At 37.0% G+C, this 26,692-nt stretch carries 24 protein-coding genes and 1 tRNA gene; 13 read left to right on the forward strand and 12 right to left on the reverse strand.

All coding sequences use genetic code 11. The annotated features are described in order from the left end of the window. On the reverse strand, positions 1-1,233 hold a 1,233-nt coding region (locus BTN98_RS07320; RefSeq protein WP_146107013.1), incomplete at its 3' end, for a retention module-containing protein. 437 nt (positions 1,234-1,670) lie between these two features. Between BTN98_RS07320 and BTN98_RS07325 the strand changes: the two genes are divergently transcribed. From BTN98_RS07325 to BTN98_RS07355, 7 genes are all read left to right on the forward strand, one after another. After that, entirely contained in the window at positions 1,671-3,065 is a 1,395-nt protein-coding gene (locus BTN98_RS07325) for an HlyD family type I secretion periplasmic adaptor subunit (RefSeq protein ID WP_061000502.1), read from the forward strand. A gap of 71 nt (positions 3,066-3,136) precedes the next feature. After that, positions 3,137-4,378 (forward strand): TolC family outer membrane protein, encoded by a 1,242-nt coding sequence (locus BTN98_RS07330; RefSeq protein ID WP_105030002.1) that lies wholly within the window; start codon positions 3,137-3,139, stop codon positions 4,376-4,378. Between the two features lie 11 nt (positions 4,379-4,389). Further along, positions 4,390-4,980 carry an OmpA family protein gene (locus BTN98_RS07335; RefSeq protein ID WP_061000505.1) on the forward strand — a complete coding sequence of 197 codons (591 nt, stop codon included), beginning with the start codon at positions 4,390-4,392 and terminating at the stop codon, positions 4,978-4,980. Positions 4,981-4,995: 15 nt separating this feature from the next. Further along, on the forward strand, positions 4,996-5,646 hold the full coding sequence (locus BTN98_RS07340; RefSeq protein ID WP_061000507.1) for a transglutaminase-like cysteine peptidase: 651 nt from the start codon (positions 4,996-4,998) through the stop codon (positions 5,644-5,646). A 13-nt stretch (positions 5,647-5,659) separates the two neighbouring features. Further along, positions 5,660-7,594: a bifunctional diguanylate cyclase/phosphodiesterase gene (locus BTN98_RS07345; protein WP_061000508.1), complete on the forward strand. Its 1,935-nt coding sequence runs from the start codon at positions 5,660-5,662 to the stop codon at positions 7,592-7,594. Then, the gene (locus tag BTN98_RS07350; protein WP_061000510.1) at positions 7,591-9,714 is read left to right on the forward strand and encodes a type I secretion system permease/ATPase; all 2,124 of its coding nucleotides are present in this window, start codon (positions 7,591-7,593) and stop codon (positions 9,712-9,714) included. The genes BTN98_RS07345 and BTN98_RS07350 overlap by 4 nt, the downstream gene beginning before the upstream one ends. Positions 9,715-9,815: 101 nt before the next feature. After that, positions 9,816-10,295 carry a LabA-like NYN domain-containing protein gene (locus BTN98_RS07355; RefSeq protein WP_061000512.1) on the forward strand — a complete coding sequence of 160 codons (480 nt, stop codon included), beginning with the start codon at positions 9,816-9,818 and terminating at the stop codon, positions 10,293-10,295. Between the two features lie 68 nt (positions 10,296-10,363). Here the strand turns inward: BTN98_RS07355 and BTN98_RS07360 are convergent, their stop codons facing one another. After that, complete coding sequence (locus BTN98_RS07360) at positions 10,364-11,050, reverse strand: cation efflux transmembrane domain-containing protein (RefSeq protein WP_061000514.1); 687 nt, start codon at positions 11,048-11,050, stop codon at positions 10,364-10,366. A 168-nt stretch (positions 11,051-11,218) separates the two neighbouring features. Between BTN98_RS07360 and BTN98_RS07365 the strand changes: the two genes are divergently transcribed. Together BTN98_RS07365 and aqpZ are read left to right on the forward strand one after the other, a co-directional pair. Then, positions 11,219-12,103 (forward strand): LysR family transcriptional regulator, encoded by an 885-nt coding sequence (locus BTN98_RS07365; protein WP_061000516.1) that lies wholly within the window; start codon positions 11,219-11,221, stop codon positions 12,101-12,103. A gap of 481 nt (positions 12,104-12,584) precedes the next feature. Beyond that, positions 12,585-13,289, forward strand: a complete 705-nt coding sequence (gene aqpZ, locus BTN98_RS07370) for an aquaporin Z (RefSeq protein ID WP_197432892.1) — start codon at positions 12,585-12,587, stop codon at positions 13,287-13,289. A gap of 117 nt (positions 13,290-13,406) precedes the next feature. Here the strand turns inward: aqpZ and ydiJ are convergent, their stop codons facing one another. Next, the gene (gene ydiJ / locus BTN98_RS07375; RefSeq protein WP_061000520.1) at positions 13,407-16,466 is read right to left on the reverse strand and encodes a D-2-hydroxyglutarate dehydrogenase YdiJ; all 3,060 of its coding nucleotides are present in this window, start codon (positions 16,464-16,466) and stop codon (positions 13,407-13,409) included. 181 nt (positions 16,467-16,647) lie between these two features. After that, positions 16,648-18,096 carry an NAD-dependent succinate-semialdehyde dehydrogenase gene (locus BTN98_RS07380; protein ID WP_061000522.1) on the reverse strand — a complete coding sequence of 483 codons (1,449 nt, stop codon included), beginning with the start codon at positions 18,094-18,096 and terminating at the stop codon, positions 16,648-16,650. Positions 18,097-18,384: 288 nt separating this feature from the next. Here BTN98_RS07380 and BTN98_RS07385 point away from each other — a divergent pair, with 288 nt between their 5' ends. Both BTN98_RS07385 and BTN98_RS07390 read left to right on the forward strand, forming a co-directional pair. Then, positions 18,385-19,230, forward strand: coding sequence for a pirin family protein (locus BTN98_RS07385; protein WP_061000524.1), 846 nt, complete (start codon positions 18,385-18,387; stop codon positions 19,228-19,230). 113 nt (positions 19,231-19,343) lie between these two features. Then, positions 19,344-20,699 carry a GGDEF domain-containing protein gene (locus BTN98_RS07390; RefSeq protein ID WP_105029972.1) on the forward strand — a complete coding sequence of 452 codons (1,356 nt, stop codon included), beginning with the start codon at positions 19,344-19,346 and terminating at the stop codon, positions 20,697-20,699. Positions 20,700-20,745: 46 nt separating this feature from the next. Here the strand turns inward: BTN98_RS07390 and BTN98_RS07395 are convergent, their stop codons facing one another. Beyond that, positions 20,746-21,219, reverse strand: a complete 474-nt coding sequence (locus tag BTN98_RS07395; RefSeq protein ID WP_061000528.1) for a DUF2947 domain-containing protein — start codon at positions 21,217-21,219, stop codon at positions 20,746-20,748. Positions 21,220-21,383: 164 nt separating this feature from the next. Then, positions 21,384-21,602 carry a hypothetical protein gene (locus BTN98_RS07400; protein WP_061000530.1) on the reverse strand — a complete coding sequence of 73 codons (219 nt, stop codon included), beginning with the start codon at positions 21,600-21,602 and terminating at the stop codon, positions 21,384-21,386. 364 nt (positions 21,603-21,966) lie between these two features. Here BTN98_RS07400 and BTN98_RS07405 point away from each other — a divergent pair, with 364 nt between their 5' ends. Beyond that, on the forward strand, positions 21,967-22,755 hold the full coding sequence (locus BTN98_RS07405) for a DUF3108 domain-containing protein (RefSeq protein WP_061000532.1): 789 nt from the start codon (positions 21,967-21,969) through the stop codon (positions 22,753-22,755). A gap of 49 nt (positions 22,756-22,804) precedes the next feature. Here the strand turns inward: BTN98_RS07405 and BTN98_RS07410 are convergent, their stop codons facing one another. The 5 genes from BTN98_RS07410 to BTN98_RS07430 are packed head-to-tail and all read right to left on the reverse strand — an operon-like array spanning position 22,805 to position 26,079. Continuing rightward, positions 22,805-23,056: a hypothetical protein gene (locus tag BTN98_RS07410; RefSeq protein WP_061000533.1), complete on the reverse strand. Its 252-nt coding sequence runs from the start codon at positions 23,054-23,056 to the stop codon at positions 22,805-22,807. A gap of 20 nt (positions 23,057-23,076) precedes the next feature. Next, entirely contained in the window at positions 23,077-23,649 is a 573-nt protein-coding gene (locus tag BTN98_RS07415) for a gamma-glutamylcyclotransferase family protein (protein WP_061000535.1), read from the reverse strand. Positions 23,650-23,694: 45 nt separating this feature from the next. After that, positions 23,695-24,633, reverse strand: a complete 939-nt coding sequence (locus BTN98_RS07420) for a 5-oxoprolinase subunit C family protein (RefSeq protein ID WP_061000537.1) — start codon at positions 24,631-24,633, stop codon at positions 23,695-23,697. Further along, the gene (gene pxpB / locus BTN98_RS07425; RefSeq protein ID WP_061000539.1) at positions 24,612-25,310 is read right to left on the reverse strand and encodes a 5-oxoprolinase subunit PxpB; all 699 of its coding nucleotides are present in this window, start codon (positions 25,308-25,310) and stop codon (positions 24,612-24,614) included. Before pxpB ends, BTN98_RS07420 begins: the two co-directional genes overlap by 22 nt. A 1-nt stretch (position 25,311) precedes the next feature. Then, positions 25,312-26,079: a 5-oxoprolinase subunit PxpA gene (locus BTN98_RS07430; protein WP_061000541.1), complete on the reverse strand. Its 768-nt coding sequence runs from the start codon at positions 26,077-26,079 to the stop codon at positions 25,312-25,314. Positions 26,080-26,235: 156 nt separating this feature from the next. Here BTN98_RS07430 and BTN98_RS07435 point away from each other — a divergent pair, with 156 nt between their 5' ends. Then, positions 26,236-26,415, forward strand: a complete 180-nt coding sequence (locus BTN98_RS07435) for a DUF3012 domain-containing protein (RefSeq protein ID WP_061000543.1) — start codon at positions 26,236-26,238, stop codon at positions 26,413-26,415. A 91-nt stretch (positions 26,416-26,506) separates the two neighbouring features. Here the strand turns inward: BTN98_RS07435 and BTN98_RS07440 are convergent. Beyond that, positions 26,507-26,593, reverse strand: a tRNA-Leu gene (locus BTN98_RS07440). Positions 26,594-26,692 lie beyond the last annotated feature (99 nt).

A 26,692-nucleotide genomic window follows, 5' to 3' on the forward strand; every position in this document is an offset into this window, starting at 1 on the left:
ATTACCGTTAACCGTAAAGGTAGTCGCGGCACCATTACTGGTCAGACTCGCTAAATCCGGCTGGTTAACGTTGAAATCAAGTTGATGGATCGCATCAGAGCCCACATTCAGTGGCACGTCACCTGTAATAACCTCACCATTTTGGGTGGTTTCATTAATCGTGGTGCCACTGTCGGTGCCAAATTCTGGGTTGGCACCATCTTTGATAGTGATATCGACATTAATTGGTTTATCAAGTGGGTTACCATTTGAATCCGCGCCCTGAATAACAACATCAATGGTGATGCTATCACCATTATGAGAGACTAATCCGCTATTATTCCCTGCGACATGATCAATAGGCTGATTAATTGTGGTAACAACATTAACTGTAACATCTCGGCCATTGATTGATGAAACTTCAAGGGCAATAGACATGACTGTCGTACCGTCGAGAGTACCAATAATTGTATTTGTTTGAGTATCGTAAACAAAGCTAACCGCTTTGCCTCCAGAAGATATGTCATTATTTAATTCAGACAATAATGTATTAATTGAGAGAGGATCAAAAACAAAAGAGCTACTTTCTAGTGGTAATGTTGCTGCATCAATAATAATGGATGTTGATGTTTCGACAGGGTAACCCTGTTCGCCATGTTGAGGTGTTAGATCACCTTCAACAACAACCATTGAGCCTAACTCGCCACCATCAGCCGCAAGAATTACATTCGGATCAATTGCTTGGACGGCGCGTTGAGGATTATAAGCAGTATCAAAACCTGCTTCTGCTAATACAGCATCATTATCATAATTAATAGTGATAAAACTTGCCGTTGCAGAGGAGCCATTTAATCCCACATTGCCGGCTGCTGTTGCATTACCTGCAGCAGGTGCTTCAAATAATGTTGTTGGATCTTGCCCTGCTAAGATTGCATTTTGAAGTGACTCAATATCATCTGCAGAAAAAGATGTATCGGCTTTAGCATCGCCATTAAAGGAAATACTGTTATCTAGTTCAATCGTTTCGATCCCTGCGGGGGTTAATATTGAACAACTAGGGCAAGGGAAATTAACCACTTGCTCTACGCCATCTTTTATAAAAATAAATTTAGCGTCACGATTAGTAACAATAACTTCATTACTCTGTAAACTATGCGTATCAACTAGAGGTATAGGCTTTTGATTTGGCTGAAGAATAAAACTTTCACCATCAACAAGCTTAAAATCTTCAACTTTCTTATTATCATTAACCATGAAATCGCCCAACCTTTAAATTCTTCGATAGCATAATAACTAAACTGGATAAGTTAACATCGTCACAACCGCATAGATTTAAACCCATAAATTATCGTTAATTATTCAGATTACTAAATCAATCATAGACTTATTGTATAAGTGAAGATTAAAAACACCTTTACGTCAATACTTCAGAAGCTTATCATTAGTCTTAATTATAAACAAACAACAACGCAACATATAAATAATAACAATAACAATATGTCAAATTAGAATTATTTATAAAAATCATGACTAACAAGAAAAATAATATCCTTTATTGTCAACTTCATTAACGGTAATAACATATTATGCAGCAAGATGCCAAGCCAATTTTTGCAGTCAAAATATTGTTTTTTTTAACATTAATATTAACATTTCTGTAGACCGTTATTTCTCAATACATAGGTTTTTATATGAGTAAAAAGAGCACCTCGATATCAACCGATGATCTCGATTTTATTGATGATAAATCAGCAGCATTACTGCTTAACACTCCCAAAAGTGCCAGAATCATTTTATGGGTAATGGTGCTATTTTTCTTTATCGCATTTATTTGGGCTTATTTTGCAAAACTCGATAAAGTCACTACCGGTTCAGGAAAAGTGATTCCATCATCTCAGTTACAAGTCGTACAAAACCTTGAAGGTGGAATTGTAAAGCAGGTTTTAGTGAAAGAAGGTCAGCAAGTAAAAAAGGGGCAGACACTGTTGCTTATTGATGACACTCAATTTAAATCTGACTTTAAAGAGAAAAACCAAAGTCTGGCATCAACCCAAGCAGATTCATTACGTCTTAATGCATTACTTGCTAGCGTGACTGTAAATAGAACCCCAAACAATAAAGAATGGCGTAAAAGTGTTAATGTCAAAAGCCTACCACCGACATTTACGGCTGAGTTTCAAAAACAACATCCACAATTAGTCCATCGGCAACTAAACCAATTTACGGGTAAATTGAACAATTTAGAAAATCAACTTTCTGTTGCCTCACAACAAGCATCACAAAAAGAAAGAGAGCTAACAGAAACTCAATCACGAGTAAAAAATATTCGTAACAGTTATAACATTGCATTAAAAGAATACAATATAACCAAGCCGTTAGCAGAAGAAGGTGTCGTACCTCGAATTGAGTTACTGAAGTTACAACGTGCACTTAATGACACTAAATGGGATTTAAACTCAGCTAAACTTCAAATTCCAGTGACTCAAGCAGCAATTCGAGAAGCAGGATTTAAATATATTGATATTGCTTTGCAATTCCGTTCAGAAATTCAAGCTAAACTGAATGAAACCAGCGATAAATTATCCAGTATGACAGAAACGCAAGTAGGCTTAAAAGATCGAGTCAAACGTACGACTGTGGTATCTCCAGTTAATGGCACTGTACAAACTATTTATGTTAATACCGTAGGCGGTGTTATACAGCCAGGTATGCCATTAGTTGAAATTGTCCCAACAGAAGACACGCTATTGATTGAGGCTAAAATTGCCCCTCAAGATATCGGTTTTTTACGGCCTGGATTACCAACAATTATAAAATTTAGCGCCTATGATTTTACTAATTATGGGGGACTAAAAGGCACATTAGAAACAATCAGTGCTGATACGATCCAAGATAAAGAAGGCAATAGTTTCTATCAAGTAAAGATTCGTACCGATGCAAGCAGTCTTAAAGGTCCTAATGGCGAATCATTACCTATCATTCCTGGAATGACAGCATCAGCAGATATTATTACTGGCAAACGTTCTGTATTAGATTATCTATTGAAACCTGTCCTCAGAGCGCGTCAAACGGCGTTAAGAGAATAAAATAATGACCAAAAACATGTTTTAAAAAAATCACGTTACTGATTGGCCTTCAATGCTTGGCTGCACCTGCAATGGCGCAATCTCTAGAGCAAGCTATTGCAGAAACATTATCAACCAATCCGGATATAAAAAGTGCTTATAATGAGTTTCAAAGTAAGCATCAATTGATCAATGCCGCTCAAGGTGACTATTTACCTTCAGTCGATCTAGAAGCCGGCATCGGACATGATGACTACAAAGCCAAAAGTCCTTCAGGTCAGTATCGCCCTCAAACTGCCAAAATTAATATTCGGCAGTTAATTTGGGATGGGTCGATTACGTATAACGATATTCAACGTAATAAGTCAGAAACAGAAGCGCAACGCTATCAACTATTATCTGACGCACAAGATAAAGCATTAAAAGCTACCGAAGCCTACCTTGATGTACTTCACGCGCAGGATGTACTAACCCTGTCTCAATCTAACCTTAAAGTGCATCAAAAAATGTACGTCGATATTAAAAAACGTGCTGATGCAGGGATTGGCTCTACAGCGGATTTAGCACAAGTTGATGGCCGTTTAGCCAGTTCAAATACCAATTTATTAGCTGCAGAAAGCAATCTTCAAGATAAAATCACCGCATTTGTACGTATTGTTGGTGCTTACCCAACCGATCTTGTAAAACCAGAAGTAGACACTAATTATCTTGCAACCTCGCTAGATGATGCGCTTGCTAAAGCCGAAAAAAATAACCCAGTGGTTTATATCGCATCCAATGATATACATGCTGCTGAATATCAATACAAGCAAGCTAAAGGTACCTTCTACCCTTCTTTTAGTATTGAAGCCTCACAAGAATGGGGAGAAGATCTCAATGGTTCATCGGGTGATACTGATGAGCTTAAAGCAATGCTAAAAATGCGCTATAACCTGTTTAACGGTGGCAGTGATGTTGCAAAATCACGTCGAGCGGCTTACCAAATTAATAAATCTAAAGATATTCGTGATCGCGCTCATCGCATGCTAGAAGAAGGAACTCGCCTTTCTTGGAGTGCATTAACGTTATCGAAAAAGCAAAAATTATTCTTACAAGAACATGTTGATGCTTCAGCGCGTACTGTTATTGCATATGAGAAACAATTCAAAATTGGTCAACGTTCTTTATTAGATGTATTAAACACTGAAAATGAATTATTTGAAGCACGTAAAGCTTATTTAACCGCTGAATATGATGGTATTTTAGCTAAATATCGTGTGCTAAATGCCACAGGACTTATCCTCAGTGAAATGCGGGTTGAAATACCTCAATCTTGGGCACGGTCGGTTAAATAAAGGAACATAATATGAAATATATCATTACGGGTTTACTGACTCTAACACTCTTTGGTTGCTCTCTTTCAGTGCCTCAACCACCTGTTGCCAAACAAACCAAAAATCTATTTGATAACGACAGCGATGGTGTTATTAACCAGCGAGATCATTGCCCTAAAACACCGACTGATGCCGTTGTTGATAATGATGGTTGCCCTACTTATGTTGATAGCTCTGAAGAAAATAAGATTCATGTTCTATTTGCTAATGACTCTTCAGTGGTAGTGGAAAGTTACATGCAAAATATCAAAAAAATGAGTGCGTTCTTAGCGAAATACCCTAAAACACACATTGAACTTAAAGGCTATGCAAGTCCGGTTGGTAATGCTAATTATAATGTTGCCTTATCACAACGCCGCGCGATCGCCATTCGTCAGGCATTAATCAATGATGGTGTTGCAGCCTCTAGAATAAAAACCGTAGGCTTTGGCGATAGCGATCCTGTTAAAGCAAATGATATCGAGAAAACAAATACACTAAGCCGTCGAGTTATTGCACAAGTTGTTGGTTATCAAGGTAATGTTGTAAAAGAATGGACCGTATATACCGTCCGTAAAAACTAAACAGATAATTGCCCGTTGAAGAAAATAACTTTTTTGCTATTGTGTTGTTTAATTACACTAAATGCATATGCTGCGAGTAAGCAGAATATCGATAAAATCACGCAATTTTATGGTGAGCGCGCGGGTGAACGAGCAATCGCATGGCGCACACTCATCAAAAATTCACAACACCTGACGACTCAACAAAAACTCAACGCTGTTAATGATTTTTTTAACCAGTTCGTTTTTATTAGCGATAAAAAGCTATGGGGACAAGAGGATTATTGGGCAACACCTTACGAATTTGTTGGTGTTGGTGCTGGGGATTGTGAGGATTTTAGTATAGCTAAATATCAAGCTCTACTTAAACTTGGCATTGATGATAATAAGCTCAGGTTAGTGTACGTAAAAGCACTTGAGCTTAATCAGTTCCACATGGTCGTCGCCTATTATCCAACGCCATCAGCCGTTCCTGTAATTTTAGATAATCTTAAAGGGACTATTTCACCAGCAACTGAACGTAACGATTTATTACCAATCTACAGCTTCAATGGTAGTAAATTATGGCTTGTAAAGCAGAAAGGTCAAGGCCAAGTGGCAGGTAATGCTTCTCGCTTAAGCCTTTGGAATGATCTACGTCATCGTTCGCAATATATAAAACTCAACCACCCACGAAACATTTTTTAATGAGTAAATTACAATGACTCTTTACCGACAACTGCTACTGTGGATGCTAGTGGTATTATTTTTACTAACTAGTACTGTATTTGCGATTCAATTTAATACCACTAAAAGCTATTTAATTGAACAACAATCAACAGAGCTCAATAATGTTGTCAGCTCAGTTGGGTTTGCATTATCTCCGTATCTAAAAGCCAACGATATTATTGCTGCCGAATCGGTTATTAATGCGACTTTTGATTCGGGTTATTACAGTAAAGTGAAATTGACCTTATTCGATTCAAACAAAGAAATCATTCGTCAATATCCACAAATAATAAAAAATGTACCTAATTGGTTTAAATCCGTTGTTCATATTGATGCTATTACTCAAACTAGAACATTAACTAATGGCTGGCTACAACTTGCGGACCTTACAGTAACAAGTAGCCCTGCATCTGCATATATTCAATTATGGCAAGCAACAGTTCAGCTTATTCTTGGTTTTATCTCTTGCCTATTATTAGGTGCAATTGTGTTATCACTTGTACTCAATAAAGTGCTAAAGCCTTTGAAACAAATTCAAAAAAGTGCTCAAGAAATGGCTAATAACCACTTTACAGCACCGTTACCAACGCCACATACTCGCGAGTTAGTTGATGTAGTCACTGCTTTTAACTCAATGAATATTCAATTACAGCAGCACTTTGAACAACAGGCTCAAGAAGCAGATACATTACGAGTTCGTGCTTATCAAGATCCTGTATCAGGGCTAGCTAACCGTAGTTATTTAATGACCAAACTAAACTCATGGTTAACCAATCAACCTACGGGTGGCATCATTCTATTGAAGTCTGATGCGATTGAAGATAGTTACCAACAAGCAGGTTATGAATTAGGCGATCCTTTAGTGTTAAAACTGGCAGAACGCTTAAAAGAACTTTCTGCTGATAACATTACTATCGCACGTTTAAACCAATCTGAATTTATGCTTATTGTGCCAAATGCCTCTGAAGAAGATCTTACTGATACAGCTCGTGTCATGCTATCTATTACATCAGAATTAAATCTTGATCCCCTCGGTATTGCTCCCCTTCAAGCTGCAGTAGGCATTGTTATGTGTTCAGAAAAATTAACAATAACAGCACTACTTGCGCATGCTGACAATGCCTTAAATAAAGCGCGCCAACAAATAAAAGAACCATTGGCTTTATTAGAAGTCAGTGCCAATAAAACAATACCCGCGATAGGTAAACAACAATGGAATGCATTAGTCGATGAAGCAATTGCGAATAATTTAATCCATTTCACTTTTCAAAAAGCCATTGATGCTAACAACATCGTCATTCATAAAGAAATCTTTGCGTACATTAAAAAAGACCAACAAAAATTTAATGCAGGTCAATTTTTATCTGCTTTAGAAAAGCTCAATGACGGCGCCAAATTTGATCGCTATATTATTGACACTATTTTTAATAAATTAACAAAACAAACCAAATCGATTCCTGTGGCAATAAATATTACTCAAAGTAGTATTAATGATACGGGCTTTATCCGTTGGCTAAACAATAAACTGCAATCATGCCCACAAATGAAACAACATGTTTTATTTGAATTACCAGAAATTTGTTTTATTAAAAATATTGATAACACCCGTTTATTGTGTGAAATCATACGTCAAAATGGATTTCAATTTGGTATAGATAATTATGGACATAATTTCAGCTCAACTGGGTATCTCAATCAATTACGGCCTCACTATGTGAAGCTTGATTTTGCTTACACGTCACAATTAGATGATCTAGTAAAAATGGATGTTTTAGAATCAATAACACGCAGTGCTAATAACCTTGCTGTAATGACAATTGCTTCTCGCGTAGAAACTGTTGAACAAAAACAAAAACTAACGTTACTAAAAGTACAAGGTTTCCAAGGCTATGTTACTGAAGAGTTAGTTAATGGAGAAATGAAATGAAAGATCCATTACTACAATCATTGACTTATATTAGTCGCTTTTACGGCCAAGCAAATTCACCAGATGCATTGATTGCCGATCTACCACTTACAGATGGATTACTGACGTCTTATTTATTGCCTCGAGCAGCAGAAAAAGCAGGTCTTCAGGCCAAACAAACACAATTATCATTAGCGAAATTATCACCATTATTATTTCCTGTGATTGCAATCCTAAAAGGTGGTGATGCCTGTGTGGTGCTCAGTCTTGATAAAGAAAAAGGTCAAGCCGAGGTTGTTCTACCGCAAAGTGATGGCTCTGAACAATGGATCAATATAGATGAATTAAATGCACAATATACAGGTCACTTATTTCTAATCAAAAAACGTTTTCGCTACGATGAACGTTCTCCTGAAATATTAAAAAGCCGTGATGGTCATTGGTTCTGGAGCACGTTATGGGAATCACGCAGTATTTATCGTGATGTCTTTATTGCTTCAATTTTAATTAACATATTTGCTATTGCTGCGCCGTTATTTACCCGCTTAGTCTACGATAAGATTGTTCCTAATCTTGCTTTTGATTCACTATGGGTATTGTCTGTCGGTATTACTATCATTTTTATTTTTGATTTTATTTTAAAAATATTACGTAACTATTTTATTGATTTAGCCGGTAAAAAATCAGACCTTCTTATTTCAGCAAAGATATACAGCAAAGTTATGGGGATTCGAATGGAAGCTAAACCAGCATCTGTTGGTGCCTTTGCTCGCCATTTACAAGAGTTTGAATCTATACGTGAATTTTTTACATCAGCCACGGTTTCATCATTAATTGATTTACCGTTTGCATTACTTTTCTTATTTATTATCTATGTAATGGCAGGTCCTTTAGCTTTAGTGCCACTGATTGCGGTATTAATTTTAGTTATTTATAGCTACCTTATTCAGCGACCATTACGTCGTACCATTGAAGAAGGATCACGCTTAGCATCTCAAAAACATGCCAACTTAATTGAGAGTTTATCAGGGTTAGAAACTATCAAAATGTTTGGTGCTCAAAGTCAATTTCAATATCGCTGGGAAGAAGCTGTTACCCATATTTCAAATTGGGGACTAAAATCGCGCCGTTTAACTGATTCAGTTCAAAATACCGCCGGATTTTTACAGCAATTTGTCTCTGTTGCGATGATTGTTGTCGGGGTCTATTTAATTGCGAATGGTGATTTAACCATGGGGGGATTAATTGCCTCAACGATGTTAAGTGGTCGTGCAGTTGGACCAATGGTACAACTTGCTTTGCTATCAACACGTTACAACCAAGCTAAATCAGCAATGACCATTATTGAACAATTAATGGCAATGCCTCTCGAGCAAGAAGACGGTAAACGTTATATTCACCGTCCGATTATTCGTGGCAAAATAGAATTTGATAATGTCACCTTTTCTTACCCCAATGCAACACAAGCTGCATTAAAGAATGTCAGTTTTACCATTAACCCTGGTGAAAAAGTGGCTATTATTGGCCGAATTGGTTCTGGCAAGACCAGTGTTGAACGTATTCTAATGGGGCTATATCAGCCACAACAAGGCTCAGTTCGTATTGATGATACTGATATCAATCAACTTCACCATATCGATATTCGTCGTAATATCGGCTGTGTACCGCAAGATATCACCCTATTTTTTGGCTCTATTCGCGATAATATTATACTTGGCCGCCCCTTAACGACTGACAAAGAAATTTTACAAGCGGCTGAACGTGCTGGTGTAACTGCATTTACTCAACATGATGCGGCTGGTTTAGAAAAACAAATCGGAGAAGGTGGACACGCACTCTCTGGCGGTCAGCGTCAAGCAATCGCTATTGCACGCGCATTTCTTAGTCAGCCTCCCGTGGTTATTATGGATGAGCCAACCAGTAGCATGGATAACCGTTCAGAAATGTATATAAAGCAGCAACTTTATAAAATGACCAACGAAGAAACACTTATTTTAATCACCCATAAAACAGGTATGCTTGATGTGGTTGATCGGTTGATCGTTATGGAACATGGTCATATTGTTGCTGATGGACCTAAAGATCAGGTATTACAAACATTACGTAACGGTAATATTAATCAATCATCAACAAATAAATAATGGCTGTGATAGCACTCATTATTATTTAACTAATAATAGTTGTAATACATCGCCAGTTTGTCCACCATAACAAACTGGCAAGTTAATTATTTAGGATTCTCGTGGAAAAAGTTGCTATTTTTGTCGATGTCCAAAACATCTATTATACCGTCAAAGAAAAGTATCATTGTAATTTCGATTACAATGCTTTTTGGGCAGAAGTATCACAAGGGCGTAAAATTATTGCGGCTTATGCTTATGCTATTCATAAAGGCGATGAAAAACAGCGACAATTTCAAAATATCCTACGCGGTATTGGCTTTGAGGTTAAATTAAAGCCTTTTATTCAACGTAGTGATGGCTCTGCAAAGGGTGATTGGGATGTCGGTATTACGATTGATGTATTAGAACATGCAGCAGATGTTGATCGGATTATTTTATTATCCGGCGACGGTGATTTTGATTTATTAGTTGATAAAGTGCAAACCAAATATAATACCGTTGTTGAAGTCTATGGCGTTCCGGGATTAACCGCGACCTCATTAATGAATACCGCAAAATATTATCGTGAGATTGAAAATACTTTACTGCTTGGACGTTAGTTTATTGAACAGTAGTATTACTAAAAAGGCCAACAATATATTGTTGGCCTTCGCATATAACTTGATGTTTATTTTATATTCTGAGCGTGAACAAGACCGCCATGACTATAAATATCCATCAGTTCACCTGCTGCTTGACGTACCATTTTTACAGGAACAATAATGAAATAAATAGACGCTAGAATCACCATTGTAGGATCTGCATAAACAGCCAAATGTGCATATTGGGTCATCATCAAAATTTTTGCAACAACAAAGCCCATTAATACAGAGGCACTGATAACAGTATCCATTACCCACTGCTTAGCTTCGGCGTCAGCTAATGCTGATGAGATATTTTTACTTTTGGCTTTGATATAACGATAAGTACCATAACAACCAACAACACTAATCATACCAAAGGCTAAAGCAACACCTGCATTAATATCACGCCCGCCCGCTAAAATGGCTTCAACAGCGGAATAAAATGACCAAATACACATTAAAGCAATCACTGAGCCTTTAATGGCAATAACAGCAGGTGCTATCATTGCTACTTGCGAACTATCTTTATTTATTTCAGGTTTATGAAGATAATGCGCGGCACCTAGAGATAACATCGTTAATGCCAAACTCACTAAAGAATATGCACCATCAAAAATAATCACTAAAGAACCCACTAGTGATCCAAGTACAATCCCCAAAATAGCAAAAGTAAACGATGACACGGTAGACAACAGGAGTAAACCGCGCTCTTGTTGCATTGAACTAGACATATAGGCCTCAATCGACAAATTTTTCGTCGTTTTTTGTTTAATTATGAATCTAATGAGATGATACAACCTCTTCTATTAATACTATAATCACTGAGCGTCGATTTTATCGTCGCTTGCAAGTATTATTACGCTTTTTTTGTTCTCATATTTAAACTATTGGTCTCATCAATGAAAATAGCTCAAATTGAAATGTTTCTATCGACTATAAAAACAGGCTCAATTGCTGAAGCTGCCCGTCGTCATGGAAAAAGTCGTACTACAGTCAGTGCATCATTAAGTGCATTAGAAGATCATTTAGGCGTTGAGCTTTTAAACCGCAGTGGTAACCGTATTACCCCTACCGTTATAGGCGAAGCAACAGTTAATGATTTCGAGCGTATCATTTTAATTGCGAGAGATATTGATACTCGTTGTGAACAATATAATGTAGGCGTTGAGGCCAGTATTCGTATCGCACGTGATGATTCATTACCAGAGTCACTATGGCGTCAATTATTACGTCAAATTCGAATCCAGTTCCCTCAAACAAGTGTTTCTATTTATAGCGCTCCAACCCAAGAGCTAGAAGAAATGGTAGCGCAAAATCTAGTAGATGTAGCTTATGGTTTATTACCTGATACTCATCATTTTTCTCGATTACAACAGACAGATTTAGGTCAGATACGTATGATGTCTGTTGCCCATAAAGATCACCCTCTAAGTCAACTACGAAAAGTTAATGATGCTGATCTAGAGCGCTACACTGAGATTGCGGTGGCTTATTTTGATGAGGAGAGCTTACGTATTGTGACCCCCAAAGCGGGGAAATATATCGCGTTATCTTTTTATGAACACTTGCGAGACGCAGTACTTGATCAAACCGGTTGGTCATCACTGCCCGCAATTTTAATTAAACAACATTTACGAGAAGGCACGCTTAAAGTCATTAAATATAATCGAGCAATGAATTGGCAGTCGTATGGTGAAGTTGTTGAAAATGAAGCGCGCCGTGGCACTGTTGTAAAATGGCTTTCTGAACAATTAGAAACTTATTTATTTGATGAAAGTGATTAATATCAATAATATAGGTAATGTGATCAGTACATTAAATCTTGCATAAATTTAACACCAATGTGAATTTATAAAGTAATCACATTTTAATGATAAAACATAAATTAATCGTAAATAGATCTGACAAACGGACATTTATTGCTAAACTTATTCTCATCTATAAGTAAAGATTCAGATACTGCTTACAATCTATGATAATAAATTATTCTTTATAATTATAATTTATGGTTAAAGTTTTACCTAGAGGCTAGCTTGCACAGCGTTTTTAATTCAGTATGTGCGCCATTAATCAGGGGTGCTTACCATTAATTCTATTGATGACATTTGTAATAATAACATATTCATCAAAATAATAATCTATTCAGAGCTAAATTTGCTCTAAGTATTTAACCTTATATAAAGGGAAATCAAAAAGTTCTATTAATTCGTTATTAAAACTTTTCGCGCAACCTGAATCGCAATTTAAAAGGAAATAATCTTTATGATGAGAAAATTAGTTGCTGAGTTTATCGGTACCGGTTGGTTAGTTTTAGGTGGCTGTGGTAGTGCTGTATTAGCAGCCGCATACCCTAATTTAGGTATTGGCTTTTTAGGTGTTGCACTGGCATTTGGTTTAACAGTCGTTACTATGGCATATGCTATTGGTCATATCTCAGGTTGTCATTTAAACCCTGCAGTTACTGTTGGTTTATGGGCTGGTGGTCGTTTCCCTACTGGAGATGTTATTCCTTACATTGCATCACAAGTACTTGGCGGTATTGCAGGTGCCGGTGTACTTTATATTATTGCAAGTGGCCATGCTGGCTTTGATTTAGCGAATGGCTTTGCATCTAATGGTTACGGTGCTCACTCTCCTGGTCATTACTCACTACTGTCTTCATTTGTTACTGAAGTCGTAATGACATTCATGTTCTTATTCGTAATTCTAGGTGCGACACATAAGCTTTCTTCACCACAAATGGCGGGTCTTGCGATTGGTTTAGCGTTAACACTGATTCACTTAATCAGTATTCCAGTAACCAATACATCAGTTAACCCTGCACGTAGTACAGGTCCTGCATTATTTGTTGGCGATTGGGCTACATCGCAATTGTGGATGTTCTGGGTAGCACCGCTTATTGGTGCAGTACTTGCGGGTGTTGTTTACCGTTGGTTATGTCCAGACAATGACTATCGTTCAGTAAGCTAATAACGATATTCAATACTACAAATAAAAAAGCGAGCTTAATCATAAGCTCGCTTTTTTTATTGCCAATGTATTTTTAATACGAAGCAATAGTTAATTATTATCGTTAACTACATCCTGTTATTTATTCATCAATGTCAATAAAGCCTGTAGCGGATGTTTAAATTGGATGTGCTCTAGACGCTTCACTTGGCTGCGACATGAATATCCAGTAGCCATACAACGCGCAGGATCATACTGTTCAATATTTGCTTTCCAACTCAAATTATAGACCTTTTTAGATGCCTCAAGTTTATCTGCCTCATGACCAAAGGTACCCGCCATACCACAACAGCCAACAGGGACCGATTCCATTACACCGCCCAAATGGCTAAATATAGCCCCCCATTGCTTTTCAGCATTTGGCATTTTGGTTTTTTCGGTACAATGAGCAAATAAATACCATGGAGTATCATTCAATGGTGTTTTTTGAGGTATATCTTTTAGAAGTGGCAACAGCCATTCATGTACCGTATACACGGTAAATTTTCCGCGCCGTTGCTGCAATACTTCTTGGTACTCATCGCGATAGCACAATACCAATGCAGGATCGACTCCTACCATTGGAATATTCAATACCGCTAATTGGTTTAAAAAGTCGGCAGTTGAGGTTGCGGTTTTTGCAAAAGCTTTTAAAAAACCCTTAACATGTTGTGCTTTACCATTGGGCTTAAATGGCAACAATATTGGTTTTTTACCTAACTTTTCAATTAAATGAATAAAATCACGTACAACTTGAGCATCATAAAAACTGGTAAATGGATCCTGAACAATCAACACATAGTTTTGCCGTTCCTGATCTGATAACGCTTGCAGCCATTGCATGTCAAAACATAATGCGTGATGACCATCAAGGCTTTCAGTTAATGTTGGCACTGATAATAATGGCATATCAACATAGCCAATTGTTTTTACTGTTAGCTTTTTCGACCATTGTGGACGAATAAGGCTATTAACGATCACTGGTGCTTTCACCATTAACGGTAAAACATTTTCAACATAAGCGACTAAATAATCTTTCGCTGGGCGCTGATAACGGCTGTAATAGATATTCATAAATCTTGATCGGAAGCTAGGTACGTCAACTTTAATCGGACATTGGCTGGCACACGCTTTACACGCTAAACAGCCATTCATTGCCTCCATCACTTCATGTGAAAAATCATAATGATGACGATTAGCACCATAAGTATTCTTCAACCGCTCAATAAGTTGCTTTACTGTTGGAGATTTCGTTAAGAGTTGTTGTTCTAACTCATCGGCATTAACACCCTGCTCAGCTAATTGCCTTAACCATTCGCGCACCAACCCAGCACGACCTTTCGGTGAGTGACGACGATCTGCAGTAATCTTCATCGATGGACACATTGGTGAACTAGTGTCGTAATTAAAACATAAACCATTGCCATTACATTCCATGGCTTGTTTAAAACTATCACGGGTGGAAATGGCTATTTGGCGATCATAAAAACCACGTTTTACACTATCGACTTTGACTAATTCACTATCATTGCCAAGTGGTGTACATATTTTTCCGGGATTCATACGATTATACGGGTCAAACGCAGCTTTAATACGACGTAACTCAGTAAATAATTCTTCGCCAAAAAACTCAGGACCATACTCAGAGCGGAAACCCTTACCATGCTCACCCCACATTAAGCCGCCATATTTAGCGACTAATGTAACCACTTGATCAGATACTTGTTTCATTAATAGTTCTTGCTGAGGGTCACACATATCTAACGCGGGCCGTACATGTAATACACCAGCATCTACATGACCAAACATGCCATAATTAAGTGATTTATCGTCTAATAATTGCCTAAACTCAGCAATAAAATCAGCCAGATTTTCAGGAGGTACACAGGTGTCTTCTGCAAATGCAATCGGTTTTTGAGAGCCTTTGGCTGCCCCCAATAAACCAACTGCTTTTTTACGCATTGTATAAATTTTTTGAATGCCAGCAAGATCATCGCAAACCTGATAGCCAATAATTCCTGCTTGTTGATCCGCAATCAATTGATCAAGTCGCTGACAAAGTGCGGCAACTTGTTGTTGATTGTCTGCAATATTATTGCTGGCAAATTCAACCATGTTAATGCCTAACATGGTTTTGCCTGGTACATCTATTAATAGATCCTCAACCGTATTCCAAACTATATCTTCTTTAGCTAAATTTAAGACCTTAGAATCTATTGTTTCAACAGATAACGCATGCGCTTCTACCATCATTGGTGCATTACGTAATGCCGAGTCAAAGCTATCATATTTAATATTAACAAGGGTACGAGATTTAGGGATCGGAGTGATATTCAACTTCGCTTCTGCAATAAATGCTAATGACCCTTCAGCACCACATAATAACCTTGCAATATCAAAAGATTCTAGTTGATCATCATACACATTTTTTAAATCATAACCGGTTAGAAAGCGGTTAAGTTGAGGAAATTTATCCAATATTTGTTGGCGCTTATCTCGACAAATTTGAGCAGTTGTTTGCAAGGCATTATTAACCAGTGAACCCTGTTCTAAGGCCTCTAGTTGTACCGAGCTCAATGGCTCAGTATTAAGTATTGAACCATCAACCAATACCGCAGTCAGTGCTAAAACATGATCAGAGGTTTTGCCATATTTAAGCGATCCTTGGCCAGATGCATCAGTATTTATCATACCGCCAATTGTGGCACGATTACTGGTTGAAAGATCGGGTGAGAAAAAATAACCATGCTCACGTAAAGCATCATTAAGTTGATCTTTTATCACTCCACTTTGAACTCTAACCCAACCTTCTGCTACATTTATTTCTAGTATTTTATTGAAGTAGCGCGAGAGATCAACCACGATACCAGAGGTCAGTGATTGACCATTAGTGCCTGTACCACCACCACGAGGTGAAAATGTAACACTTTGAAATTCTTCACGATTACCTAATTCCCCTACTAATATTAAATCATTAATATCACGCGGTAATACTACCGCTTGGGGTAATTGTTGATAGATGCTATTGTCCGTTGCCATTGCTAAACGGCTTGCATAGCTCTTTTCAATATCACCTTGAAAGCCTGCATTTGATAATGCAGTTAAATACGACAGTACAGCATTATCAATACTGCTTTGATAGGTTAATGCAGGTAACATTATTTAAACTCTCCCTCTCCAGTCGTTACGCAATCATGCGCTGCCGCGTCCTACGACAACTGGGCTTACTATTATAATTACTCGTTTTAACAAAATGTTAAAAGTATATTATTTCACTTTACTCTACCTAGAAAATAAACAAAACCATTTCTACATGAATATATTGGTGTTCAGCACTCAATTAAATCCCGCCCATGAGGGTATATTTCATTTCAGTATATTCTTCTAATCCTTGATGGGCCCCTTCTCGACCTAATCCTGATTCTTTAACGCCACCAAACGGGGCAAGTTCAGTCGAAATAAGTCCTTCATTAACACCCACCATGCCATATTCTAAGGCTTCACTTACCGTGAATGCGCGCGAGAGTGATTGGGTATAAATATAAGCAGCCAAACCTGAATCGGTATTATTCGCGCGATCAATAACTTCTTGATCATCACTAAAACTAAAAATAGCGGCTAATGGTCCAAAGGTTTCCTCTATTGCCACCAGCATATCATCGCGTACATCACGAATAATCGTTGGTTGAATAAAACAATCACTCGATACTTGTTGCGAGCCTAACACTAAACTCGCCCCTTTTAACATCGCATCATGAATATGACGTTCTACTTTTTCAACTGCGGCACGATTGATTAATGGGCCAATTGTCACGCCAGCATCTAAACCATTGCCAACTTTTAATAACGATACTTGCTGATATAGTCGTTCAATAAATTGTTCATAAATAGCCTTATGAACATAAATACGATTGGCACATACGCATGTTTGACCTGCATTTCGAAATTTAGCAATCATTACGCCATCAACAGCGCGATCAATATCGGCGTCATCAAAAATAATAAATGGAGCATTACCACCTAACTCTAATGACACTTTTTTCACAGTTGTTGCTGCCTGTGCCATTAATAACTTACCAACCGCGGTTGAGCCCGTAAAAGATATCTTTCTGATTTTTTTATTGCTGGTTAATTCTGCACCTATTTTAACGGCATCCCCAGTAACGACATTAAATAAGCCATCAGGAATGCCCGCTTGTTGTGCTAATGCTGCAAATGCAAGCGCCGTAAAAGGAGTATCAGGAGCCGGCTTTAATACCACTGCACAACCAGCTGCAAATGCAGGAGCACATTTACGAGTGATCATTGCAGCAGGAAAATTCCACGGCGTAATAGCAGCCACAACACCAACAGGTTGACGTGACACTAAAATACGCGCGTCCGTCTTATGACTTGGAATCATCTCACCATTCATGCGCTTAGCTTCTTCGGCATACCATTCTATAAAGCTAGCAGCATAGGTGATTTCACCTTTTGCCTCATTAAGTGGCTTGCCTTGCTCTAACGTTAAAATGGTCGCCAACTCAGCCGTATTCTCAACGATAAGATCATACCACTGGCGTAACACTGTCGCTTTGTATTTAGCCGTTGTTTTTGACCATTGACGATAAGCTTTATCTGCAGCTTCTATCGCAGTGCGAGTTTCTTCCACCCCCATTAAAGGTACATGGCCAATAACGTCGGTTGTGGCAGGGTTAGTGATAACTGTCGATTTTCCTGAATAAGCGTTTATCCACTCACCATTAATAAACGCTTTCTGTTTAAACAATTCACCTAAAGATAATGTCATTACTGTACCCTGCTTTATTTATACAATGAATTAGACTCAAAACTTATGATTACAAGAGTGTTCTATTGAAATATATAACCAACTTATTAATTTATTATATTACACACTTATCACTATAACTGCTTAGAACGATAGGTAATAAAGCAAATAATGAAGAAAAACAGCAAAATTTATACAATTCATCTGCAAATAGTCAACATCACAACTACGCTTTAAATAGAATAAATAAACGTAATGATTAAATTGAACAATCACTTTGCTGTAATTTAAAGTGGATATAAATTGCTTATGCAAAAAAGTAGACAACTGACCCATATTCGTCATGGCATAAAAACAGGGACTACGACCTCCTTTATCCATGAACAAGATTTCCCAGCGACAAATCCATTTGTTTTATGGGAACACTTCACATCAAAAAACAACACCCGTCATAACCTTAATTTTCATGGTCACTCAGGAATAGAAGCTGTCAGCTATCCCGTTATTGGCACTATTTCTCATCATGATTCGACCCCACAGCACCATACTATTCAGAGTGGCGATATTCACGTAATGACTAGTGGTGAAGGCGTCATTCACAAATCGACAGTCTTACCACTGCAATCAACCAGTGAATCAATTCAATTATGGACCGTCTTACCTGCTGCTAATAATATTGAAATGTGTCAACCTTCGAGCCAATTAATCACAAAGAATCAATTACCACTTATTGAAGACAATCATTCTGCAACAAAAGTCTTAATAGGAAGCTATCATCACCATCACAGTCCGGTAATATGTCATTGTAATCTTATTTTATTAGATATTATTATGACATCTTATAGTTCTTGGTGTTTTACTCCACCACAACAGCATCTATCTAGCTTTATTTACTTAAAGTCGGGTATTGCCTACAGCGCAAATAATAAACTCACACCATTACAGATGGGTTTATTTGAATCATCACCAAACGCTATCACAATTACGACGACCAACCAAAGTTCGCGGTTTTTCATTGCTTGTGCTATTCCACTAAAGCAAAAAATGATAACAAATCAACATTCTTTTCATTCAAGTGTAAATAATCTTAATAAAAGTAAAACCACAATATCTAAATTAATTTCAACGATAAAAACTTCCAATGAAACTGAATGATAATAATATCAATAAGAAATACTTATAAGTTTGATATAAACAATCAATTTAATAGCATGATATTATCTCCTTTATACTTATACTAAAAAAATCATTAATGTGTAATAAACATTATGGCTAGTGTTGTTATTACAATTAATGTAAAAGGTATTTCTCATGTTAACCGTAAAAAAAATTTTTTGAATTATTCGATGTCTAAAAAAATTGCCTTTCAAATAGCCGCACTACTTTCTTTCGTTTTCATTACGTTTCAATTGCTTGTATTATTTAAGTTTTTTGATGAAGATACATTAAATGTAATTCACAATCACCGAGTTAAAATAAACTTTCTATTCGCATTTACACTACTTTTTATTTTTTTTTGTTTCATAGATATAATTAACAAATGGTTTATTAACCCACTAAAAAAATTAAATAAAGAAATAAATGAAAAAACAAATATATTTAACAATAAAAACATTCACACTGCAAATGTAATGGATACTTTTAAACACCTTAGCGTTATAATAGACGAAATAAATAAAAAAGATTTTCAGGTTGATTTAGAAATATCTATGCTAACAAAAGAAAAACAAGCATTAATATCTCACAAACAATTAACCTCAAGTATTTTTAATAATAGTCAGGATATAATTATTATTATTGATGATAATGGTATTATCACTCGTGTGAATCCAACTTTCAGCAAATTGATTGGTGTTAAACATGAAAATCTTCTTCATCAACCTTTAATAAATTTCATTAACAAAGTTGCATACAAAAATATTAAAGCATCTCTTACACATGAGCTTAATAGTTGCCATAACTGGCAGGGGGAATTTAATATTCAACATCTAACCAATAAAAAAAACACTCCCCTATATGTAAAAATAAATAAAATTATTGATAAAAAAGACAATCATATACAGTATTCTATTATTGCAACAGATTTGACAACAATAAAAGAAATTGATCGTCTTGTTTATATTAATCATCATGACTCATTAACGGAGTTACCAAACAGAATCGCGCTTACGAACCGCTTAAACGATGAACTGAATAAACAACGAACTGAATATCATAAGTTTGCTGTTGTGTTTATTGATCTAGATAACTTTAAAAAAATAAATGATAACTATGGTCATCAAATGGGTGACAAAGTACTAAAAATAACCGCCTATAAATTACGTAATTCGGTAAAAAAAACCGATATGATTTCACGTTTGTCTGGTGATGAGTTTATAGCAATCATTAATCCGGTAACAACACAAGCAGATGTAATTCAAACATGTAAGCGTATACTCAACGTATTACAGCAACCAATTATCATTAGTAACCAAGAAATAGCAATGAATGCTAGTCTTGGTTGTTATTACGTTCACCCCGAACAGTACCAAACAATAGAAGATATTTTATCTCAGGCAGACATTGCTATGTATAAAGCAAAAATGATGGGAAAAGGTAGAATTGTAGAATGTAATTCATTTTGATAAAAATGCCGTATAAATAGCGCTTTATACGGCATGATAAATTAACTTATGGGCGGGTTGCTAACTGGAATGTGCCATTTGATTGAAACCAAACCACTTGCTTCTGTTTGCGACCAAGTAATAATGGGCCATCATCAAAGAACAAGAAATTCTTCCAATTACGTTTAAATACACCCCATTTAGTTTCAATAATATTGTATTTTTCATAACAGAAGAAAATAGTGGTGTTATCTTCCCACTTTATATCTGCTAACAACTCAGCAGGTAGCTCAGGCTCATCGCTGTCCCAAGCTTGTTGCCAATCCATCGCTTCGGACCAAATTTTTTTATCAAATGCCCAGTCACCTTTTTCAAAATGATCAGCATCAGAACTTTGGTTACTCACGTGTTCACACCATAATTGCGCCGAACGAGCTTGAGTAAATGGTTTTATTTGTACTAAATCAGCTTCAGCAACAGGCATTGAAGCATGAGTGAAAATCCATTTACGTACGTAACTATCAAATTCGGTATAATTCATTTGTCAGCCTAAAAAAATAAACACCACGCAATGTACATCAGTGCTGATATTTGTTCCAGTCTCTCACTAATAATTTTTATTTCTCAGACTTAACCCCCATAAAAAAGATACGAATTAGATCGTATCTTAGTAATACAGTCATACCATTTGATGTAGTTATTATTTTACTTATTAGATTCCCATAGATCACTAACCCAACCACCAATATTATCATCGTAATGGTTATCTAAAAACGTGGGTGTCGTTCTGATTGGTGCATCATGATGGCAATCAAGAAGTTCAGATATATGCCTCGCCATCGGATCATCGGTAGACTGCGTCTGCCTTTTTTGGGCAATTTCTTTAATAATCTGTAAACGATATGACGAGTTCATCTTTTTCATCTTCGACTCCTCTTACAATGAGATACATAAATAACGACTAAATAAAAATAGGCTTATCTATAGATTTCGTCAAATAACAATCTTTAAATTGACACATATTTAAGCTACAGACCTTTACCCCACTCCTTTAAAAACAATGAGTTACATATTACAAATGTTAATTATAAAATATATCATTGAAAAGATAAGTTTAACTAACTGATTATCAGGACTTTTAAAAAAGTGTTTTTTTTAATTTGACAATTATTTAACCCCACAATTTCAGAATTATAGCGTAATTAACAGCGTTAATTTTATAGTACATCTGCTAGACTATTAATATTCATCATTAACATCGTTATTTCTCATTGCTCTAGGAGTATTTGTGCGTTTATTGCCTATTATTACTTTTTCTTTGGTGAGTATATTTAGCTCTATCGTTAATGCTAACGCAAACACATTAGCGGCTCCCTCTTCTATAGATAAACCGGTTACTCAATTATTATCTAACAAAAACAACCAATGTAATAAGACCTTAAGATATAAAGTATTTTTTGAGGGGCATCATATTGGCGATTACGAACGCAATTTAGTCTGGGATGGTACTCATGCAAATATTTATACAAACAGCACTGTTAATATTTTAATTACTAAAGCAAAATTAAATCAACATTCAAAACTGCATTGGTCTCAACAGCGTCAAAGTTTTGTTACAGATTCGTTTGAACGTAATATAAAAGGCTTAATGACTGGTAAAGTATCTGCAACTTTTACTGATAACGGTGCACAATCAACTGTAACGGAAAACGGTAAGACGCATAAATTCAGTGAGACTTTATTGCCAATACTTGATGGTGATACGATTGGTGCCCAGATGCGATTAGATATTATGCAAGGAAAGAAAAACTTTAACTTTATTTTACAAAATAGCGATGACACTAGTCATTATTACTTCAAAGTTGTCGGAGAAGAAACAATAGCAACCAATTTTGGTGATCTAAAAGCCATCCGTGTTGACCAAATAAAGAAAAGCGATCGCCAACTGTCACTCTGGTTTGCACCGTCAATTGATTACCAATTGGTTCGTGCTACTTATAAGCGTAAGTTACTAGATTTAAAAGCGGTTTTAATCAGCAAGCAAATACATTGCTCACAACCTATCATTCTTAAATAGTCTCAAGGCCATTAGACAGTCACGATTAAATAACTGTTTGATGGTCGTCTCATTTTGCTATCGCTTTACCACCAATAATTTTATACGCAGGCGTTCCTCTGACTAAGGCTTCACGTGCAAATACGGTTTGGCATTCAGGACAAATATAAGCTTGTTGAGTAAAATCTCGACTGATCCTTTCTTTAAAACATTTCACCAACGCGCCTTTACCGCCTTTGCGGTATTTAAATAGCAGCGTTTTACAACGACAACATATTACATCAACCGTTTTAACCGGACCTTTCTTATTCGGCTTCGCCATTTCAATGCTTATTTTGATAACTATTGATGAGATTGAATTATTGCAGATTGAACTAATTGGTCAATAATATCCTTATCTTGCTCAAATACATATGCCAAATTACCATATTTAGGTTGGTGGCGATCATTTTCATAAGCATACTGCCAACCTTTTGTTGTTGAAATAAATTGCTCGGCAAATTGCGGAGAAATAGCTAAACATCCAGCTAAAACAGTATCAACATAGCTTTGAATAATGGGTTTTTGATGGCATGGAGAGCAAAAATCATCATTAACATAAACCCATACCGGACCTGTAACCTCTACAGTCGACTTACCGACACAAGTAATATTATTCAATTTTATTTCTATTCGCTGGTAACCATGCTCCCGCTTATCAAACTCCGCTAATGCGATAGCATCAACCTCGACCAGCACGCCATTACATTGCCCTTGCTGTGGAATAACAACTAATGGTGAAATAGGATAACTACCCTCTATTTTCCCCCAATACCGTTGTAGTCCCTCAACAACAACAGGAATAGCCTCACCGGTGTTACCTGTTCGTTGGCGTGAGTCTGCGTTGATCAAACTTCCATAGCCAAAAATATACATAATGCTCCCTCTTATTATTATATAACTTATTTAGCCTACCACTTTCTAAAAAGGTAATGTAAAAAAACGGCAAAAATCCATCCATCGTTGCTGATAATCTATTAGCAACTGAGCATCAATCGCTTTAAATTGAACCTTATCATTAGGCTTAACTTGAGCGAGACGCAATACATCCATTCGAGTAATACAACCTAAAATAGGGTATCCCCCTAGAGTCTGACGATCATTTAATAGAATAATAGGTAACCCATCAGGAGGGATCTGAATCGCCCCTGTTGCAATAGGTTGAGAAATTAATTCCATTGCGACTCCCACTATTTTTTCACCCTCTAATCGGCATCCCATACGATCTGAGGCCGAAGTAACTTGATAATGCTGCCGATAAAATCGTTTTTTTTGCTGATGTGTAAAGCATTCAGCTTGATAAGCTTCAATAACAGATAACACTACATCAGCACTATAATCAGGAATATATTCAGTTGGCACGATAGAATATCGGCTCAATAACGGGACTTTATTCCCTTCAAGCACCGTATTACTCGTTAATGGTTGGCCGTGGTCTAATCCACCTAATTGTTCCCGCATGACGGTTGCTGCGCTGCCTAATACTTTAGGGATCTTAAAACCACCTCGAATTGCAAGATACGCACGCAAGCCATATTTAGCAGCTCTAAATTGTAGTATTTGGCCTTTTTTAAGTAGAAAAGATTGCCATGGCGCTATCGGCTGACCATCAATTGTTGCCGCCATATTCGCACCTGCTAATGCACATTGGCAGTCATCCAATGCCTCAAAGCAAGCTAAACCGACAGTTAATTCTAATTGTGCCGCGTTACTATCGTTAGATAAAAGGTAATTAGCCCAGCAAAAAGCGTGCAAATCCATTGCACCACCTTGTGTGATACCTTGCTGAGCGCCACCGTAGCGACCTAGATCTTGTATCAATGATAATATGCCTGGATTTATGATTGCCAAACGGGACATATCACCCCTCCAAGCCCTAAGAATGTAGTGCGATCAATCGCATGAAATTTCACCTTATCACCAACAGAAAAACAGGATTGCGGGTAAGATGTAGTCTCAAATACAGATTGCGGGCAATTACCAATAATATGCCAACCGCCAGGGCTACTTTTAGGGTAAATTGCTGTTTGTTGATCCGCAATACCAACACTACCAGCAGGAACACATGGTCGAGGGGTCTGGTGGCGAGGTACTGCAATTGCCTTATTAACACTCGATAAAAAAGCAAAACCAGGTGCAAAGCCTATCGCACCAATATCGTATGTTTGACGACTATGTAATTCAATGACAGCGGCAATACTTAACTGGCATGACATTGCTAGAGATGGTAAATCAGGGCCAACTTCAGGGTGATAATAAATAGCTAACTGGTGCACCTTTGCAGGGGGCCGCCGTTGGTCAATCTTGTACTCTTGAAACCATGTTAAACAGATATGCTGCAATTGATTGAAATCACATTGACTCAGCTTATATTGCAGCATGACTTTGGTGTATGCTGGCACAATTTCAACAATAAGCGCAGTATATTTCTGTTCAAAATATGTAACAAAATCAGCAATACATTGGGTCGTTTCAGCACTTATCACAGCACTAAACTCTACCATTAAAGTACCTTCTGAGATCGGAGTTATTTTCATTTTACTCCTTATCATCACAATAACGTTCAGAAACAGCAATGAGTTCAGCTAATGTTTTTACTGATTGAACGGCAGTAGGATTATCACCATGCACACATACTGAATCCACTTCTAATAATAACCAATCACCAGTGGGTGTTTGCACTTTTCCCTGTAACAATTGCCGCATTTGGTGCTGAATTGCAGCCGGTGTACTTAAGATAGCATTGGGTTGTTCGCGAGGCATCAGCATCCCTGATGCTAAATAACTACGATCAGCAAAAGCCTCAAGTATAATACTTACATTATTATCATGGCCGATAGCTTTATAATGCTGATTATCTTTACGCGACAGTACCATTAGAGCAAGAGGCTGTTGGCGATAGCGATTAAGTTGACTGAGTGTTTTAACAATAACAATGAAGATCTGTTCATCCATCATCATATCGTGATAGAGCGCACCATGTGGTTTTACGTAATGCAGCGTAGAATTTTGTAACTGACACAAACTTTCCAATGCACCAATTTGATAGCTAATTAAGTGCGCAATAGCGGGTAAAGAATGTGCAATATGACGCCGTCCAAAACCTAATTTGTCATCATAACTCGGGTGTGCACCTAAAATAACCCCATGTTGATTAGCCAAACGGATAGTTTCCGCCATTGTGTCAGGATCTGCAGCATGAAAACCACAAGCAATGTTTGCCATTGAAATTGAAGCCATAACATCACAATCATTGCCCTTCTTCCATACACCAAAACTTTCACCCATATCACAATTTAATTTCATTCGCCCTCCTAGCGCTAACAACATGCCATAAATATTATGTCGTTATTCCTAACTGAGTGTAGTATTAAATAGCTAACATGATGATTTAAATTACCTTAGCTGTAATCGTGATCAAATAATGATGCTATGTAATATCTCCCCCAGGAAAGGATGCTAATGAAGACAATTTTAATTTTGCTCAGTGCTGTATTTTTATTATCAGCGTGCTCACCAACGGTTGGTAGCGAGAAGTGGTGCCAGCAACTAAAAGAAAAAGCCAAAGGAGAATGGACTGCAAATGAAGCGGTTGAGTTTACCAAAAGCTGTATTATTCGCTTGAGTGACGATAAAAAATAAAGCGAGAACACGGCTCAATCACTATTAAGATGATAATTTTGGTAATCATTAGACGAAAAAAGCTCATCAAATGATGAGCTTTTTTAAAAGATGGTGCCCCGGGCCGGACTTGAACCGGCACAGCGCGAACGCCGAGGGATTTTAAATCCCTTGTGTCTACCAATTCCACCACCAGGGCACGCAATTTCTTGCGATGGGTAAGACACCATCTGTAGATATCGCTATTTAGCCATATCTTTTAATTTTTATATTTTCTTATCTACTTAACGTAGGTAAA

This window comes from Photobacterium aquimaris (assembly GCF_002954455.1).
Taxonomy (GTDB): Bacteria; Pseudomonadota; Gammaproteobacteria; order Enterobacterales; family Vibrionaceae; genus Photobacterium; species Photobacterium aquimaris.